The sequence below is a fragment of the Salinispora goodfellowii genome, from assembly GCF_059570675.1.
Map to the genome: position 1 here is coordinate 65852 of NZ_JCANTD010000014.1, position 15627 is coordinate 81478.

Sequence of the window (15627 nt, forward strand, 5' to 3'; positions counted from 1 at the left end):
CCACCGTCAGGAGGTGGGCTTGAGGCGCAGCAGCACGTCCAGGGCGCTGGGCTGGGTCGGCTGCGCGGACGCGTAGGGGGCGGCGTCATCCGGCCAGCCGGTCCAGTTCCTGGTGACGTACGCGCCGCCGACGTTGCCGGCCCCGGCCGGCAGCATCGGCGCCTGCTCGACCATGATCTTTTGGAGGATGTTCAGGGCCGCGGTACGGGTGGCGTCGTCGGTGGCTTCGGCGTAGTCCCGCAGCGCCTTCGTCGCCTCCGGGCTGTCGAACCGGCCGAAGTTGCCCTGCTGTGAGACGGTTCCGACCGGCTTGAGCAGCGCACCATCCATGATCGTCTGATACAGGTCATAGGGGGTGGCACCGGAGTTGGTCCAGCGGAAGGTGCCCTCGAAGGTGCCCTCCTCGACGGACTTCTGCCAGGCCTCGGTGTTGGCCTTGTCGACGGTGGCGGCGATGCCGATCGTGGACAGGTTGTCCTTCACGATCTCCAGACTGGTGATGTAGTCGGACCAGCCGGCCGGATCGCTGAGCGTGATGGTGACCGGCTCGCCGGCGGGGTCGAGCAGCGTGTCGCCGTCCAACCGGAAGCCGGCGTCGGCCAACACCTGCTGCGCACCGTCAACGTCGACCTGGTACGTGCGGCCCTTGTACTCGGGGGCGATGAACGGTTCACCGGCCGGGGTGGGGATGCCGGTAACCGAGGTCACCTCGGGGTGGAACCACCCGGCCGAGGCCTGCACGAAGATGTCGTTGCGGTTGATCACCATGCTCATCGCCCGGCGCAGTGCGGGGTTGTCGAACGGCTTGCGGGTGGTGTTGATCCACAGCCCGTGGACGCCCAGTGCCGGCGCCGCCCACACCTTGTTGTGCTCCGGGTCCTTGGCGACGAACACCGTCTGGTAATTGGGGATGAAGACGAAACTCCACTCCGACTCGCCGTTGGCCAGGGCGGTTGTCTGCGCGTTGTTGTCGTTGTACGAGGTGTAGCGCAGCTCCTTGACCTTCGGCAGGTCCTGCCAGTAACCGCCGTCGCGCAGGGTGAGGGTGGTGGTCTGCGGGGTGAAGGACTTCAACGTGTAGGGACCGCTGCCGACCGGCTCGGCGTTGAGGTCGGTGGCCGGGTCCGGCACCGCGGACCAGATGTGCTTCGGCACGATCGGGATCTGACCGAGGATCTTGGTTTGGTTGACGAACTGCGAGGCACCGAAGGTGACGGTCACCTGGTTGCCGTTGGTGGTGATCGAGGAGAACGGCAGGGCGTTGAGGTTCAACGCCTCGTTGTTCTTGATCAGGTCAAGCGTGAACGCGACGTCGTCGGCGGTCAGCTGCTGCCCGTCCGACCAGGTGGCGTTCTCCCGGATGGTCAGGGTGAGGGTGCGGTAGTCGGGGGACCACTCCCACTCCGTGGCCAGCCACGGCCGGGCGGGCTCGGCGGGACGGGCCAGATTGGTCATGGCGAGCGGCTCGTAGAGCGTCCACCGGTAGCCGAGCGCCGCCGCCGAGGAGGACTCGAGAAACGGGTTGTGGTTCTCGGTCTGCGGGCCACTCGGCATGCCGATGTTGAGCACCGGCACGCCGTCGTCTTGGGCGCGGGTGTTCGCGGTCTCGCTGCAACCGACGAGGGCGGTGGTGGCGACGGTGCCGGCGAGCGCGACGGCGAGGAGGCGACGTCTGTCGATCATAACTCCCTGCCCTTCTCCGGCCGCAGGGCCGGCGGGGATGGTGTGGGGGGTGATCCAGGACCAGTGGTGCGACCTCAGGCGACGGTGGATTGACGAACGGTGAAGGTGGTGGGGATGACCACCGGCGCCGTTGGCAGCGGCATCCCGTTGAGGTGATTCAGTAACGCGCGCGCGGCGACCGCACCCATCTCGCGAACGGGTTGCCGCACGGCGGTCAGCGGCGGCTCGGTCTGCGCCGCCAGTGGCAGGTCATCGAAGCCGACCACGGCCACGTCGGCCGGAACCCGCCGGCCGTTCTCCCGGAGCACCCGCAGGGCCCCGGCTGCCATCACGTCGTTGTGCGCGAAGACGGCATCGAACTCGAGGCCCTCGGCGAGTGCGCGGCCGGCCAACGCCCGCCCGCACTCGTACGTGAAGGCACCCTCGAGAAGGAGTGTCGGGTCCAGCCGCGCACCGGCGGCGGCGTAGCCGTCGGTGAAGCCGGCCAGGCGCTCCTGGATGCAGCCGAACCGATAGGGCCCGGCGATGACCAGGGGCCGTAGCCGCCCGAGACCGACCAGGTGCTCGGCAGCGGCCCTCGCCCCCGCCCGGTTCGTGGTGCCGACCGAGGGGAACCGTGGCTCGTGCCCCCGATCGTCGATCAGCACCACGGGCAACCCCTGGTCGTGCAACTCCGCGATGTAGTCAAGGGTGCCCTCGGGCTCGATGACCAACAGCCCGTCGAAGGACTTCGCGGACACGTGGGTGGCGAACTGCCGCATCGATTCGACACCCCGGTTGCAGGTGGACAGCAGCAGGCCGTACCCCTCGCTCTCCACCACGTCCACGGCACCCTGGAGTACCTCGCCCGCCCAGGGCCAGGTGAGCGCGGGGATCAGCATCCCGATGACCCGGGTGGAGCCACGGGCGAGGTTGACGGCGCGGGCGCTGGGAACGTACCCGAGTTCGTCGATGACGGCCCGGACCCGCGCGGCGGTGGCCTCGTCGAGCTCCCCCTTGCCGTTGATGACCCGGGAGACGGTGGTCTTGCTGACCCCCGCCCGGGCCGCCACGTCCGCGATGGTGATCGGCACTGTTGCGTCCTTGTCAAGCGCTGAACGAACCCGAAACCGGTTCCGGAATCGGTTTCGGGCAGTCAACCCCCGTGAGGTGCGTCACGTCAATAACAAGAAGGCAACAGAAGAAGTTTCCTCGCCATCCCTTCTCAGCCCCGCCCCCCGCATGGTTTCATCGGCACACGTGAGTTCGTGGAGCGCTCCCACGTCGCCCGACGCCCCACCCGCCACCAGCACCAGGATCGAGAGGAGCCGCATGGCCCCCAATCCACCGGCCGACCGGAGGCGACGCGCCGCACCGCTCGCCGCCGGCATCGTCGTCGCGCTCGCCGTCAGCGGATTCACCGGCGGCAGCGCGCAGGCCGACGCCGTGGAGCAGATCGTCAACGGCACCTTCGACGACGGCCACGCGCCCTGGTGGTCCACCCCCAACCTCACCCTCGACTCCAGCGACGGCAAGCTCTGCGCCGACGTGCCCGGCGGCACGACCAACCCGTGGGACGCCATCATCGGCCAGGACGACATCTCCCTCCAGGCCGGCGAAACGTACGAGTTCCAGTTCTTCGGCAGCGCCACCCCGGGCAAGGTCGGCAAGGCGCTCATCCAACTCCCGGTCGCCCCGTACACCCAGTACCTCGCCGCCAACCCGGCGCTGACCGTCTCCGGCGACAGCTACCGCTACACCTTCACCTCCCCGGTCGACCTGCCGAACGCCCAGGTCGCGTTCCAGATCGGCGGCAGTGCCGAGCCGTGGCGAATCTGCCTCGACGACATCAGCCTCGTCGGGGACGCCGAGCCGGACGAGTACGAGCCGGACACCGGTCCACGGGTACGCGTGAACCAGGTCGGTTACCTGCCCAAGGGGCCGAAGAACGCCACCGTCGTCACGGAAGCGACCGAAGCTCTGCCCTGGCAGCTCAAGAACGGCGCCGGGACCGTCGTGGCCAGCGGCACCAGCCAACCCCGTGGCCTGGATGAGTCGTCCGGGCAACACGTACACAGCATCGACTTCGGCGGCTACCAGAAAAAGGGCACCGGCTACACCCTGACCGCCGACGGGGAAGCCAGCCGGCCCTTCGACATCGGCACCGACTTCTACGAGCAGCTCCGACTCGACGCGCTCAAGTTCTACTACACCCAGCGCAGCGGCGTGGAGATCCGCGACGAGCTGCGCCCCGGCTACGGCCGACCGGCCGGGCACGTCGGGGCCGCCCCCAACCAGGGGGACACGTCGGTTCCCTGCCAACCCGGCGTCTGCGAGTACTCCCTGGACGTCTCCGGCGGCTGGTACGACGCGGGCGACCACGGCAAGTACGTCGTCAACGGCGGTATCTCCGTACATCAGCTGATGAGCGAGTACGAGCGCTCCCTCCTGGCCCGAACCGGTGAATTCTGGAAGCTGCGCGACGGCACCCTCGACCTGCCGGAGAGCGGTAACTGGGTGCCGGACATCCTCGACGAGGCCCGCTGGGAACAGGAGTTCCTGCTCAAGATGCAGGTACCGGCGGGGCAGCCCTACGCCGGCATGGCCCACCACAAGATCCACGATGACGAGTGGACGGGTCTTCCGCTCCTGCCCCACCTCGACCCGAAGCGCCGCGAGCTGCACCCGGTCTCCACCGCGGCGACGCTCAACCTGGCGGCCACCGCCGCCCAGGCCGCCCGGGTCTACCTGCCCTATGACTGGCGCTTCGCCCTGCAGAACCTCAACGCCGCGAAGGCGGCGTGGGCGGCGGCGAAGGCCAACCCCGAGATGTACGCCGACCCGAACGACGGCAACGGCGGTGGCGCGTACGGCGACGACAACGTCACCGACGAGTTCTACTGGGCCGCCGCCGAGCTGTTCATCACCACCGGCGCCCGGGAATTCCGGGACTTCCTGCTCGACTCCCCGCTGCACACCGCGGACGTCTGGCGGGACCGGGGCTTCGACTGGGGCAACACGGCTCAGCTCGGCCGGCTCCAGTTGGCGACCCTGCCCAACCGACTGCCCGACCGGGACCGGGTCCGACAGTCGGTCGTCGCCGGCGCCGACAAGTACCTCGCCACACTGGAGGCGCACCCGTACGGCATCCCGTACGCACCCGCGGACAACACCTACGACTGGGGATCCAACAACCTGATCCTGAACAACGCCATCGTGATGGCCGTGGCATTCGACATCACCGGCACCGACCGCTACCGCGACGGCGTCCTGGAGACCATGGACTACATCTTCGGGCGCAACGCGCTCAACCAGTCCTACGTGACCGGGTACGGCGAGGTGGCGTCGGAGAACCAGCACAGCCGCTGGTATGCCCACCAACTCAACACCGACCTGCCCAACCCACCCCGCGGCACCCTGTCCGGAGGTCCCAACTCAAGCATCCAGGACCCGGTCGCCCAGCAGAAACTGCAGGGCTGCACCCCGCAGTTCTGCTACCTCGACGACATCGAATCCTGGTCAACCAACGAGTTGACGATCAACTGGAACGCACCGCTGGCCTGGCTCGCCGCTTTCGTCGCCGACCAGGACAACGGCGACGCCCGCGGCCGACTGCGTTAGGTGCTCGTGCGGCTCCCCCGGCCTGATGACCAGGCCGGGGGTTCGTACCGGGACGGTGCTTCCGGCTCTTCTCGAACTGGCAAGCATCTCCGTCGAAGACACGAGATGTGACGGCCACTCTGTGTACTCGGACTACAAGCGCGACTCCGGCTCGCCGCAAAAATTGAACAACAATGGGGGCTGTGGATCGACAGGTGCGACTGGCGCCTCAACGAACTGGGCCTCGATCGAATTGGCCCAGGAGGCGTAGATCGGTGCCCCGTCCGGTCGGGCGGCGCGGTTCGATTTGAGCGCGGCGAGGGTGTTCGCGGCGCTCTTCCGCCGCCGCACGACGCCTCAGAGTTGGTCATCACCGAGGCTGTAGCAGCCGTGGAACTGCCGGACCATCCCCATCTCGTTGAACCGGTGGATGACCTGCCGGACCGTGTCCTCGTCGGCCTGGACGAGACGGGCGATCGCCGGCACCGTGTTCCCACCAGCCGCAGCGAGCACGACCATCGACCGCCGTAACCGGATCGGCGAGCCGGTACCTCTACGACACCGCCCGCCCAACAGGCCGGACGGCGTGTCGACCAACACCGCGAACGTTCGTGGTCACGGCACTAGCCGTACCAGTTCCCGGGGCTGGTAGGTGGTCAGCCGGGTGTCGACCCACTCTCTGCCGGTGGTGGCGTGGATCTTGAGCCGGGTGGCAGCGCCGTCGGTGTTGCGCAGCGTGTTGTGGATCCGGCCCGAGTTGGTGCCGGCGTCCAGGGTGGCGGATGAGTCGCGGGCGGCCTCGACCGTGGTGTCGGCCGCCCCACCCACCCTTCGGCACACAGCGATGTCGCCGAAGTCACTTAGAGTGACTGAGGTCGCCCCCCTTGTCCTCGGCGATAATTCGCGGTTCCAATGTGTCGAGAAATTCGTTCGACGCAATGACTTCCACCCCCACGGCAGCGTCATCGAATTGCCCGAATCCCCGTGCAACAAATACATAGCTGGCGAGCCTTTCCACAGCGGCTGACAGCAGGGTGGGCGTTTGGGCACTAGTCGAGGTTGACGAGGGAGAAAGGCTCACTAATGGGGCTGGGGCTTGGGCATCGACACCCAGACACACGGCATTTTCACGCCGTGTGACTTCAAGAGCAACCGGAAGATCAACCGCGTCGATCCGAATGCTCCCACGGAAGCCAAGCGAGCCGTCCTCGTATTCAACCTTAATCTCTGAACGACGACCCCCAGGAACGCCGACTCCACGCTTTTGCATTGCGCCCCATAGCCGGTCTCGCTCGGCATGGTAGGCAGCCACACGGCCGGGCCCCTTGACCGGCTGACCGAACGCCAGAAGCCATAGTTGGTGCTGGCCAGAAGGCATCGCCGAGACGAGCGCCGAGCGGAGTATCGACGACGCACCTGCCACCACCGCATCAACAGTCTCTTGCGACGGACGGTTCAACTCGACCGAAAGTACACCCACGTCGTCCGGCAGCGCGAGACTGCCAAAGATTGGCCAATCACGAGCACGTTCACGACGAACTACTTGCCGCCTAGTAGTCATAGTGATCCCCATTTTCGGTGTTGAAATGCGGGCCGCGGTTTTGCGACGGATCGTCAGGGAAAGCATGACCACCGGCGTCGTCCCGAATCCTCGCGGTACGAGTGCCACCGCCCGGCGCTGGAACATCGAACTCATAGAGGAAACCCGGCTGCGGGTTGCCGCGTCGGTCGACGTTCGGAAGCACTCTTGTAGGGCTCATGCTAGTTGGGATTCCAGAGTCAAGCTTCGCTTGGTTAAATGCACCACCCCGGCCAGCTCCGGGGGGCGAGAGATTCGGAGGTCTACAGCCGCCACTGTTGTGGACCAGCACCGGGGTGTTGCCGGCCATCACATAGTACGTGTGAAATTCGGCGACGGTGAGGTTGTGGACACGTTGGTGGCGTGCCCAGGTTCGGACGCTGGTCACCTGGACGAAGGAGCCACTGCCAGTCTGCAGGAGGGTTCCCGGGGTAATCTCCTTGCCGTAGAGCCACCTGGCGAGTTCGGGCGCCCAGAAGGGGTGGTTGTCCGTCGCGGTGACCGTGCCAGCCTTTCCCTCGTGGTTGGTGATGGTGATTTCGACTAGCTTCTTGGGTCCTTCACCGGAGATAAGCGCCGTGACGGCGCGAGGGCCACTCTCGCCGGCCACCGGGTCGGTGGCGGCAACCTCGTCACCGATGCGAATCTGGTCGATGCGCTTGTAGCTGCCGTCGGCCATGAGGACCCGCGTGTCCGGGGTGAAGCTGTTGGTGCAGCCCGAGCCCGACCTACCGCCTGGCTTGCCCGTCGGTGCACTACCGGCGGCTCTATCGGCTGCCCTGGCGTTCTGCGCGGCGTCGGCTGCCTTATTGGCCATTTTGGCGGTGGTCGCCAAGGTACCAAGGCCTGGGACGGCCCCGGCAGCGGAAAGGGCGGCGTTCGCGTAGTCGCCTTCCGCCGTATACCAGGCCGCGTTAACGAGGTCTGCGGGCTCACCGACAACTGGGACCATGCCAACGGCGTCGAGGGCGCCATGACCGACATCCGACCATGACGGCCACTTACCGGTCGGATCAACCAGTATTATCGGCCGGTTGTGCGTGTAGGTGTAGGCGGCGAGGTTACGCGGCTCGCTGATGCCTCCCGCGATGTCCTCGTCAAGATAGTCGGGCAGCGCGGGGTCAGGGCTGACCCACAGTTGGGTTCTCGGGTTGTAGTAGCGGGCGCCGTAGTAGTAGAGGCCGGTTTCGGGGTCGAGCTCCTTTCCCGTGAATTGGTATGGCGTGTCCGCCTGCACGCTTCTTTCCTCAACCCAGGTCTCCCCGTAGGGGAAGTATTCCAGATGCTCGGTGACGACACCCTGCTTGTTGGTCATGTATCCGGATGAGCCAAGGTGATCTGAATGGAAAAAGGATTGTTCGTCTTCGGTACCGGCGGTAGCCACGGTTTTGGTGGTCAACCTCCGGTCGCCGACGAAGATGTGTTTGTAGCCGGTCGTATCGCGTTCACTGTAGTTGGAGTTCGGATACAGGGAGAGCTTCTCCCCATCCTTGACGACCCGATCGCCCTGGTCGTCGTAGGTATAGGTGACGGTGGCGCCAGCACAGCCAGCCAAGTCCTGCGTGACGGTGGCTGTTGCGCTGTCCTGGCTACAAGCGAGGCGGTTCTCCTCATCCCAGACAAATTGGCGTCGTTTGCCGCCGGCAGCGGTGTTGACCGTGTCGGTCAGATTGCCGTTGGCGTCATAGGTGTGGGCCACTGGTCCGACCCTGCTTGGCGCGTGCGGCTTAGCATCGTCGTACTGGTAGGTGTAGTCGTAGCTGGTCCGATCTTGAACCTCGATCGGGTTCGACGGGTCGTCGACCGGTTCTATCGAGCCAGCCGGGCCGCCGCTGAAGGGAAGAGCCGGTGCGCCACCAGCGATCTCGTGATGCTGGGTCTTACTTGTTGTGTTGTGGATCGAGTCGTAGCTCAAGGCGAGGGTATAGGAATTTAAATTGTTGTACTTGTCCGTGTATTGACCGGAGGCCGAGGTCAACCGGTACTGGTCGTCGTACCCGTAGGTCTGGCTACTCGGCCCGCCGATCTCCCCACCCTGCGGCGCGTTGTTCTCCAACGCGGTGATGTTGCCGACGTTGTCGTAGGTATAGCCCAACTTCTGGAACGTGGTGCCGTCGGGCGCCTTCGACGTCAACGCCGCGAGCCTGCGGTCCTCGTCGTCGTAAGTGTAGGTGGTGCGGACCCCGTTGCCGGTCTGCTGCAAAATCTTCTGGCCGAACTTGTCGTAGTCGAGTCGGTCCAGATAGATATATTCAGTGCCATTTTTGGCCCCAGTGGCCCGGGTCACCTGTCCACCGGAGTCGTAGTCGTAGGTGAGGACCTCGCCGTCCGGGTAGGTCAGTTGCAGAACCCGATTAAAAGCGTCGTAGCGCCAGGTGGTGGTGTAGGTGCGCGGGGCATCGCTGACCGCGGTGATCGTGCGCGTTTCCCTGGTCACTTCGCCCAACGGCCCATAGGACCGGGTGACCGTACCTGCGCCATCGTGGACCTCGGTGATCCGTGACGCCGCGTTGTCTGTTTCGCCCGGTGCGCCGTAGGTGTAGGTGACATTGTTGCCCGGAAACGTCGGGTAGCGGATGGCTGTCAACCGCGAGTAGTCGTAGTCGTACTCGACGGTCTTTCCCGCTTCCTGGAGGGCTGAAGTGATCTTGGCAGTAATATTTCCAGCCAGGTCGTAGCGCGTCTGGGTACGCCCGGCATCGGGGCTGTCGAATACGGTGCGTCGCCCCAGGCGGTCGTACTCGGCCCGGGTCACGTTGCTATGGTCGTCGCTGATCGCGGTGAGTTGCTTCATCGGGTCGTGCTCGTAGCTGGTCCAGATCGTGGCTGGGCCGTCGGACTCCTTCACCGCTGTGATCGCGCCACGGATGTCGGTGTAGGTGCGGCGCTGAACTCCGTTACCGTCAATCGTGGTCTTCTCGAATCGAGTCGTACCGACCCGATCCGAGCCGAACGCATACCTGACGGTCGTCGTGACCCCATCTGGCCTTGTGGTTGTCACCGGCCGGTCCAGTACGTCAAAGGCGGCCGTCGTCGGCGAGACCGCATCGAATGTGGAATTGAACGAGGTGCTCTCAGGTCCCTTTGCCTCGGTGGTCGGATAGTACGTCTCAGCCGGGCGACCAAGGGCATCGAATATGAGCCGACCCGACACCGTCATCACCTGATCGGGTTCGGCCCCCGGGGAGGAGGCGACAGAGGCATCCTTTTTGGTCTGCAGTACCCGCTTAAGACCATCGCTGAACGCAATCGTGTCGATGGTGTCCCCCCGTACACCGGAGGCGGTGCGGTCCAGGTGTTTGGTCGTCGCGTAGGGAACCGACGCCTCCGGATGGTATTCGAAGTCGATCGTGGCTTCGTCGCCACCCAGTTCGTAGGGACCGGTCACAGTGTCCAGCCGACCGACACTGTCGTAGGTCATCTGAATCGACTGGTTGTTCTGGTCGGTGTTCCGTTCGGGCTGGCCGTACTTCAGATTGTGAGTCGAGGACGACTGGTAGCCAAAGCTGTCCGTGATAGACGCCACGTGGACGCCGACGACGCCATCATATTCGTACTCGAGTTGGTATCGCTGCCCGCCCGCGTTTTCCGGACCAGTGATCGACTTGAGATTTCCGTTTGCGTAGTATTCCAGATCGGTGATGGCCGAGGTGCTGTCATCGAGGTATTCGCGCACCTGGCGCACCGCGGCGGTCTCGCAGTTGATATCGGTTTCGCGGTGCCGCAGAACTTCTCCGGTGGAGTCCATCTGTCGCAACGCATTGGCAATTCCGACAATGCCACGTTCGCGGCACATTGGGTCGGAGTCGCTGTACTCGTAGATCGTTTCCAGGTCATCGGCGACCCCTTGATCGTTCGCATCGAATACGCGAACAACGTTGCCGTAGGCATCGTAGGAAAGCTTGGTTGACGTCGACTTGGCCGCAGTGTTCGCGCCTTCGTAGAACTTGTCCTCGACCTGGATGAGCTGTGGGAACACGGTGGCAGTCTGGCTGCGCGGGTCGGCCTCCGTGCCGGACGCTGTGTCACGGAGCCGATAGGTTTGAACCGTTTCCTGATAAGGGCGTCCGGCGCCATCGGCGGTCAGCGTCCGGGTGAGTAGACCGCGGCTGTAGTACCCGTCGTTACGGAACTCGCTTGTCACCGCGCGCTGCACGGCGTTGTCCGCGTCGACGTCGCGCTCCTCAGCCACGACACGGCCGAAACCGAGGAACTCGCGCTCCAGCCGGTCGTAGCGGCCATGCTCGTAGCGGAAGGTACTCAGGCGAGTGTCAACGCCGTCGCCGGCGAGCCCGTCGAACACCGTGGTGCGGGAGAGCACCCAACGGCTCTGTGGCATGTCACTGGTGTTGCCGGTGCGCGTGTAGTCGAGGTCGATTCGTGCGCCCATCGGGCGGGCAACCGAGCGCAGCAGGTTAGTACGGCCGGCCTTGTTGGCTGCGACCAACAACTCGTCGTCCCTCGTGGACGTGATGTGGTCAACCGAGCCGTCGCCGTTGACGTCTCTCAGCGCCACCTCGGCACGGCCGATGCCGATGGCGGAGGACACACCGGGGTTGAAGACGATGCATCCGAAGCCGAAACAGAACCCAAAGGTGAAGTAGACGCCACCGCCGAGGGTGGCGTTCTTGTCCAGCGCGATGTCGCTGAAAGCACCGTGAAACGACGTCGGCGTGGTAAAGCCAGCGCCGGTGTTGATCGCGACCTTCACCGGATTGGCTCCGTCAGTGAAAACCCGGTCGGTCAGCCCGTCACCGTTGACGTCCGCCAGCGTGGCTTTGGTCCGTGACGTTCCCAGCGTCGCGGAGACACCGCCGGCGAAGCCATAGTTGTCGAGATTGAACCCCAGGTTGACCCCCGCGTTACGGGTAGAGGCGTCATTGACCGGACCGCCACCCCATGGCTCACGCGCGGCAAATCGATAGCCGAGATTCAACTCAACATCCCCGTTGGCGTACACCTTGTCCGGTAGACCATCGCCGTTGATATCGATCAGGTCGAATCGGGCGTCAGACTCCCCGCCGCCGAGGTTGCCTCCAATGCCCAATGGAGGCATCTCGACGCCGGTACGCGCGGTGTTCGCTGAGTCCTGACCAGTGGGCGCATCGATGCCGCTCGCGGTCGCGAGGGTCCGGACGGGGCTGCCTGCGCTGAACGAGACACCACCAGCAAGGGAGTCTGATTCACGTACGTTTCCATCGAGTGTGCTGCGGGTGGCGCCAAGGCCGCCATGCATATCGGAGTATTGAATTTCCTCGGCACCGACGGCGTCAGGGAAACCGTCGCCGTTGAGGTCGAGGAAGTCGACCTCACCAGCGGTGATGCCGATGGCGCCACTGCCCCCGAACTGGCCGAGTGTCAGCGTGGTGGAGATCTGTCGGGTGCGTCCACGCCGGATCAGCCCGGTCGATCCGGCGATGTCGGCGTCGGTGACGATGTCGATGGTGTCGAGACCGAGCCGGGAACTAGCTGCGGCCGAGGCGCTTACCCACGTACTGTCGTCGGAGGCGACCCACCGGCCAGTGGCTGGCTGTGGAGCGAATACGATGATCCGTGGGGTGGACACCACCGGGTTCTCGGTGAAGGAGTCCAAGTCAGCATCGACTGGCTCTTTCGGCAGCGCGTCTTTGTAGCTTTGGTCGAGCACCAGCTCACTTTGCGCGATGGGACGGGTGGCACGGTCTCGGTTGCCCTGGTAGCCGATTACGCCCCAACCGCGGTACGGCTGGGCGAAAGCCGCGTGGTCGGCAGGCGAATGCATTGCGCTCGGAACCTGTTGGAAAGTCGAACTGCCGTAGCGGACCTTGACTGTCTGCGATTTCAGCAAACCGACGAGTTCGGTGTTGGTCGTGGACAGGTCGAAGAACAGTTCGTCACCTTCCGTGACTGGTACGTTCAAGCGAGTCAGGGACGCAGGTAGGCCCACACCCATCCAGATGTCGATTGCCCGCTTGCCGATCAGCTTGTTGCGCTTCTTGACCGTGAGAAAGATTCGCGCGTTCTCCGTATTCGGGTTCAACTTGATATCCGCCTCCACCGTGAGGGTTCCGGTGCGTGTGGCGGTATAGGAGCCCTGCGGTCCGGTCAGGGAGTTCACCGGGTAGAGGTTCAGCTCGTACGGCGGGTTGACCACCACTGTCGGCTCACCCGTGGAGTCAACGACGGACTCGAGCCCGTCAGCCTGGGTGTAGTGTGCCTTCGGCGTCCACTGCAGTGCGTTCGCGTCGATCGGGGAGTCGACCAGCAGCTTCCACGACAGCCGCTCGCGTGCGTCCACCTGCACTTCCAGGTCGATCGGCACGGTGCCGGTCGAGTCCGCCGGCAGTACCTCTCGAATCAACTCGTTGGTGATCGGGTCGCCCCAACGGTTGGCCGTCTCATGAGTGATCAGTACGGTCACGTTGTCGGAGGTCGCCGCGGTCTTCACCAGATCGCCGGTGATCTTCAACGTGCCGGTCAGCGGAGCGGTGATCAGTGACTGCCGCCCGGCGAGGGTGAAGTCAGTCTGCGCCTGGAAGACCGTGGTGCTCTGCCCGTTGACATCGGTTGCTGAGGGCATTCCGATATAGCTGATCTTAGGATCCCACGCTACCGTGTCGTACTGACCATCAAGAATGGACTGAACGCGGAAGTACACGGCGTCGCCCTTGCGCACCGGTACCGAGTTCACCCCGGTTGGGACGAACTCGATGTAGTCGTCTGGCCCGATTCGCTGCGCCCACAACTCGGTGTCGTTGTGCTGGACGGTCACCCGGACACCGTCAGCCTTTTGATACCGCTCGCGCTGCGGGCTCGAGTCCTCGACCAGCCGCGCCCCGCCTTCGATCCGCACCGTGCCGTCATAGGGCGCCACCCAGCGCCGCACGCTGTCCAGCAACGGTGAGTTGTCCACCGCGCGCTCGAACGCCTCGGTCTGATCACCGACTATCGTGCCCGCTGCGGCGCCCGACCCCACCGGGGCCGCCGTGTCGGCGCTGTCAGGGCTGTAGGTGGGGCTGCCGTTGGCGTCCAGTCGTCCGTAGAGCACGCTGCCGTTGTTGACCAGGTCCGTAATGCCATCAGCGTTGACATCAATGAAATAGCGGTCGGACGTCGTTGTGGTCGACACGTAGTCGAGCTGTCCGTTGACGCCGACGTACGCCTCGATACCCGCGGTGCCCGAGAGGGTGGTCTCGCGGAAGATTCCCGGCAACCCGGCGAGCTTGATGGGCGTGTCCCCGAACTTTGTCTGCCCGCCCGGTCCCGACAGGTTCGGCCGGTAGAAGACCTCGCCGTCCTTTCGAAACACCTTGTCCGGCAGGTTGTCGCCGTCGACATCCCGCAGCGCCAGCAAGCCGTCAGACACTCCAGCGCTCCCGCCGACCTTCACCCCAGCAGAACCGGACTTGACTGGCGCACCCGGGTTATAGCCGACATATAGGTGCCCGCCCCCGTTGACCGTCGTGTTCGACGACAACGCACTGGCCTCACCATCCCGGACATCGGCCCCGAGGCCGTCGTCGGGAACGGTCCAGCCCTCGGCCGGAGAGAACGCAGTGTAGGAACCGGATTGGTCCCGCACATCATCGAAGTAGTCAAAATTGTGGGTGTTGAACAGTCGATCGTCCTCACCGAACTGCGACACCGAATGTAGCAGCGTCTTGGCGAATGCACCGGTACGGAAGTCGAGTTCGTAGGAACGAATCAACTCGTTGTCAAGTTTGATTTCGACGCGCCGTAGCAGATCTGCGACTACCCGCTTGAACCCGTACCGTGCGTCGATCTGCACGTCGCTGCGCCGCGGCTCGCCCCGATCACGGTCCCGAATAAAGGTGACCGAATAGCGTCCCTCGGTCCCACCGTGCCCGGTGTAGGTGATTCGCTGCGGGTACAGGGTGCGACCGAGAACGGTCGCATCCACGACACCGCCATCGTCAACCCGGACGTGGTGGTAGCGCAGCAGGTTGTCGTGTGCGTCCCGGACCTCCCGGGCCGCCCACATTGCGATGTTGCCGGAATCGTCGGCGAGTGTGGAGTCCTCCGCCCCGCCGTAGATGGTACGGGTACCCTGCCTGTCCGTGACCTCCCACCAGTAATTCGACGGATTGTCGCCGTGCCGGACTATTCGATCGAACCGGCCCTCCACCCGGGAGTGAAATACCTTTTCCGAAGTCCGATCGCGGAGTTCGCCGCGGTGTGCGACCGGAGTAAGCTGCTGCCCGTTCAGGAGATACGACTCAGTTTCTTTCCCGACATCGTAACGTGGCACACCCCACCGCGTATCCACGGTGATCAACGGGGTGTGCACGTCCCAGCCGACCCCTGTCCAGCTGTTACCGCCCGCCGAGTCGTAGGTGATGGCCAGATCGGGTTGCAGGCCCCCACGCCCCCTCGGCAGCTCGAGCGGATACGCCAGTCGTGCGGCACCCGTCGGGTTCGCCGCCGGCGCCTCGATCAAGTTCACCCCAGCACCGGGATCAGCCGCCACCATGTCCTTGATCTGATTCGGATCAAACGACGTACCCTCAGGGCCCTCGGGCCCGATGACCGCTGAACCCGCGTCCGGACTGCCCGACACGGGACTGTGGAGTACCTCGGGCAAGGTCAAACCGGAGACAGCGAGCGCCATCACCAACGCTGGACCGACGACGAATCGCCCACGAAACATTCGCTGGACAGTCACTACAAACACCCTCCATGCGGTCGCGACCCAGGGCTCAACGCCTTCCAACTCGCCACCCACGACGAGCCCGGGCCGATAGGGCATCCCACGCCTTCAGCTCGGCTAATGTTCCCGATGCGGCGCG

6 protein-coding genes and 2 pseudogenes are annotated in these 15627 nt (G+C 64.7%); 1 reads left to right on the top strand and 7 read right to left on the bottom strand.

Annotated elements, in window-relative coordinates:
- Positions 1-6 precede the first annotated feature (6 nt).
- Together T398_RS15125 and T398_RS15130 are read right to left on the bottom strand one after the other, a co-directional pair.
- The gene (locus tag T398_RS15125; protein ID WP_496447573.1) at positions 7-1683 is read right to left on the bottom strand and encodes an ABC transporter substrate-binding protein; all 1677 of its coding nucleotides are present in this window, start codon (positions 1681-1683) and stop codon (positions 7-9) included.
- Between the two features lie 74 nt (positions 1684-1757).
- The gene (locus T398_RS15130; protein WP_496447574.1) at positions 1758-2756 is read right to left on the bottom strand and encodes a LacI family DNA-binding transcriptional regulator; all 999 of its coding nucleotides are present in this window, start codon (positions 2754-2756) and stop codon (positions 1758-1760) included.
- A 238-nt stretch (positions 2757-2994) separates the two neighbouring features.
- Here T398_RS15130 and T398_RS15135 point away from each other — a divergent pair, with 238 nt between their 5' ends.
- On the top strand, positions 2995-5283 hold the full coding sequence (locus T398_RS15135) for a glycoside hydrolase family 9 protein (protein ID WP_496447576.1): 2289 nt from the start codon (positions 2995-2997) through the stop codon (positions 5281-5283).
- 213 nt (positions 5284-5496) lie between these two features.
- Here the strand turns inward: T398_RS15135 and T398_RS15140 are convergent.
- The 5 genes and pseudogenes from T398_RS15140 to T398_RS15160 form a co-directional block, all read right to left on the bottom strand.
- Positions 5497-5667 (bottom strand): annotated as a pseudogene (locus T398_RS15140) (IS630 family transposase); the annotation flags it as partial.
- A gap of 57 nt (positions 5668-5724) precedes the next feature.
- Positions 5725-5781 (bottom strand): annotated as a pseudogene (locus tag T398_RS15145) (hypothetical protein); the annotation flags it as partial.
- 96 nt (positions 5782-5877) lie between these two features.
- Positions 5878-6102: a hypothetical protein gene (locus T398_RS15150; protein WP_496447578.1), complete on the bottom strand. Its 225-nt coding sequence runs from the start codon at positions 6100-6102 to the stop codon at positions 5878-5880.
- 16 nt (positions 6103-6118) lie between these two features.
- Positions 6119-6889: a hypothetical protein gene (locus T398_RS15155; RefSeq protein WP_496447579.1), complete on the bottom strand. Its 771-nt coding sequence runs from the start codon at positions 6887-6889 to the stop codon at positions 6119-6121.
- Positions 6813-15503 carry a SpvB/TcaC N-terminal domain-containing protein gene (locus T398_RS15160; RefSeq protein ID WP_496447581.1) on the bottom strand — a complete coding sequence of 2897 codons (8691 nt, stop codon included), beginning with the start codon at positions 15501-15503 and terminating at the stop codon, positions 6813-6815. The genes T398_RS15155 and T398_RS15160 overlap by 77 nt, the downstream gene beginning before the upstream one ends.
- Positions 15504-15627: the final 124 nt, after the last annotated feature.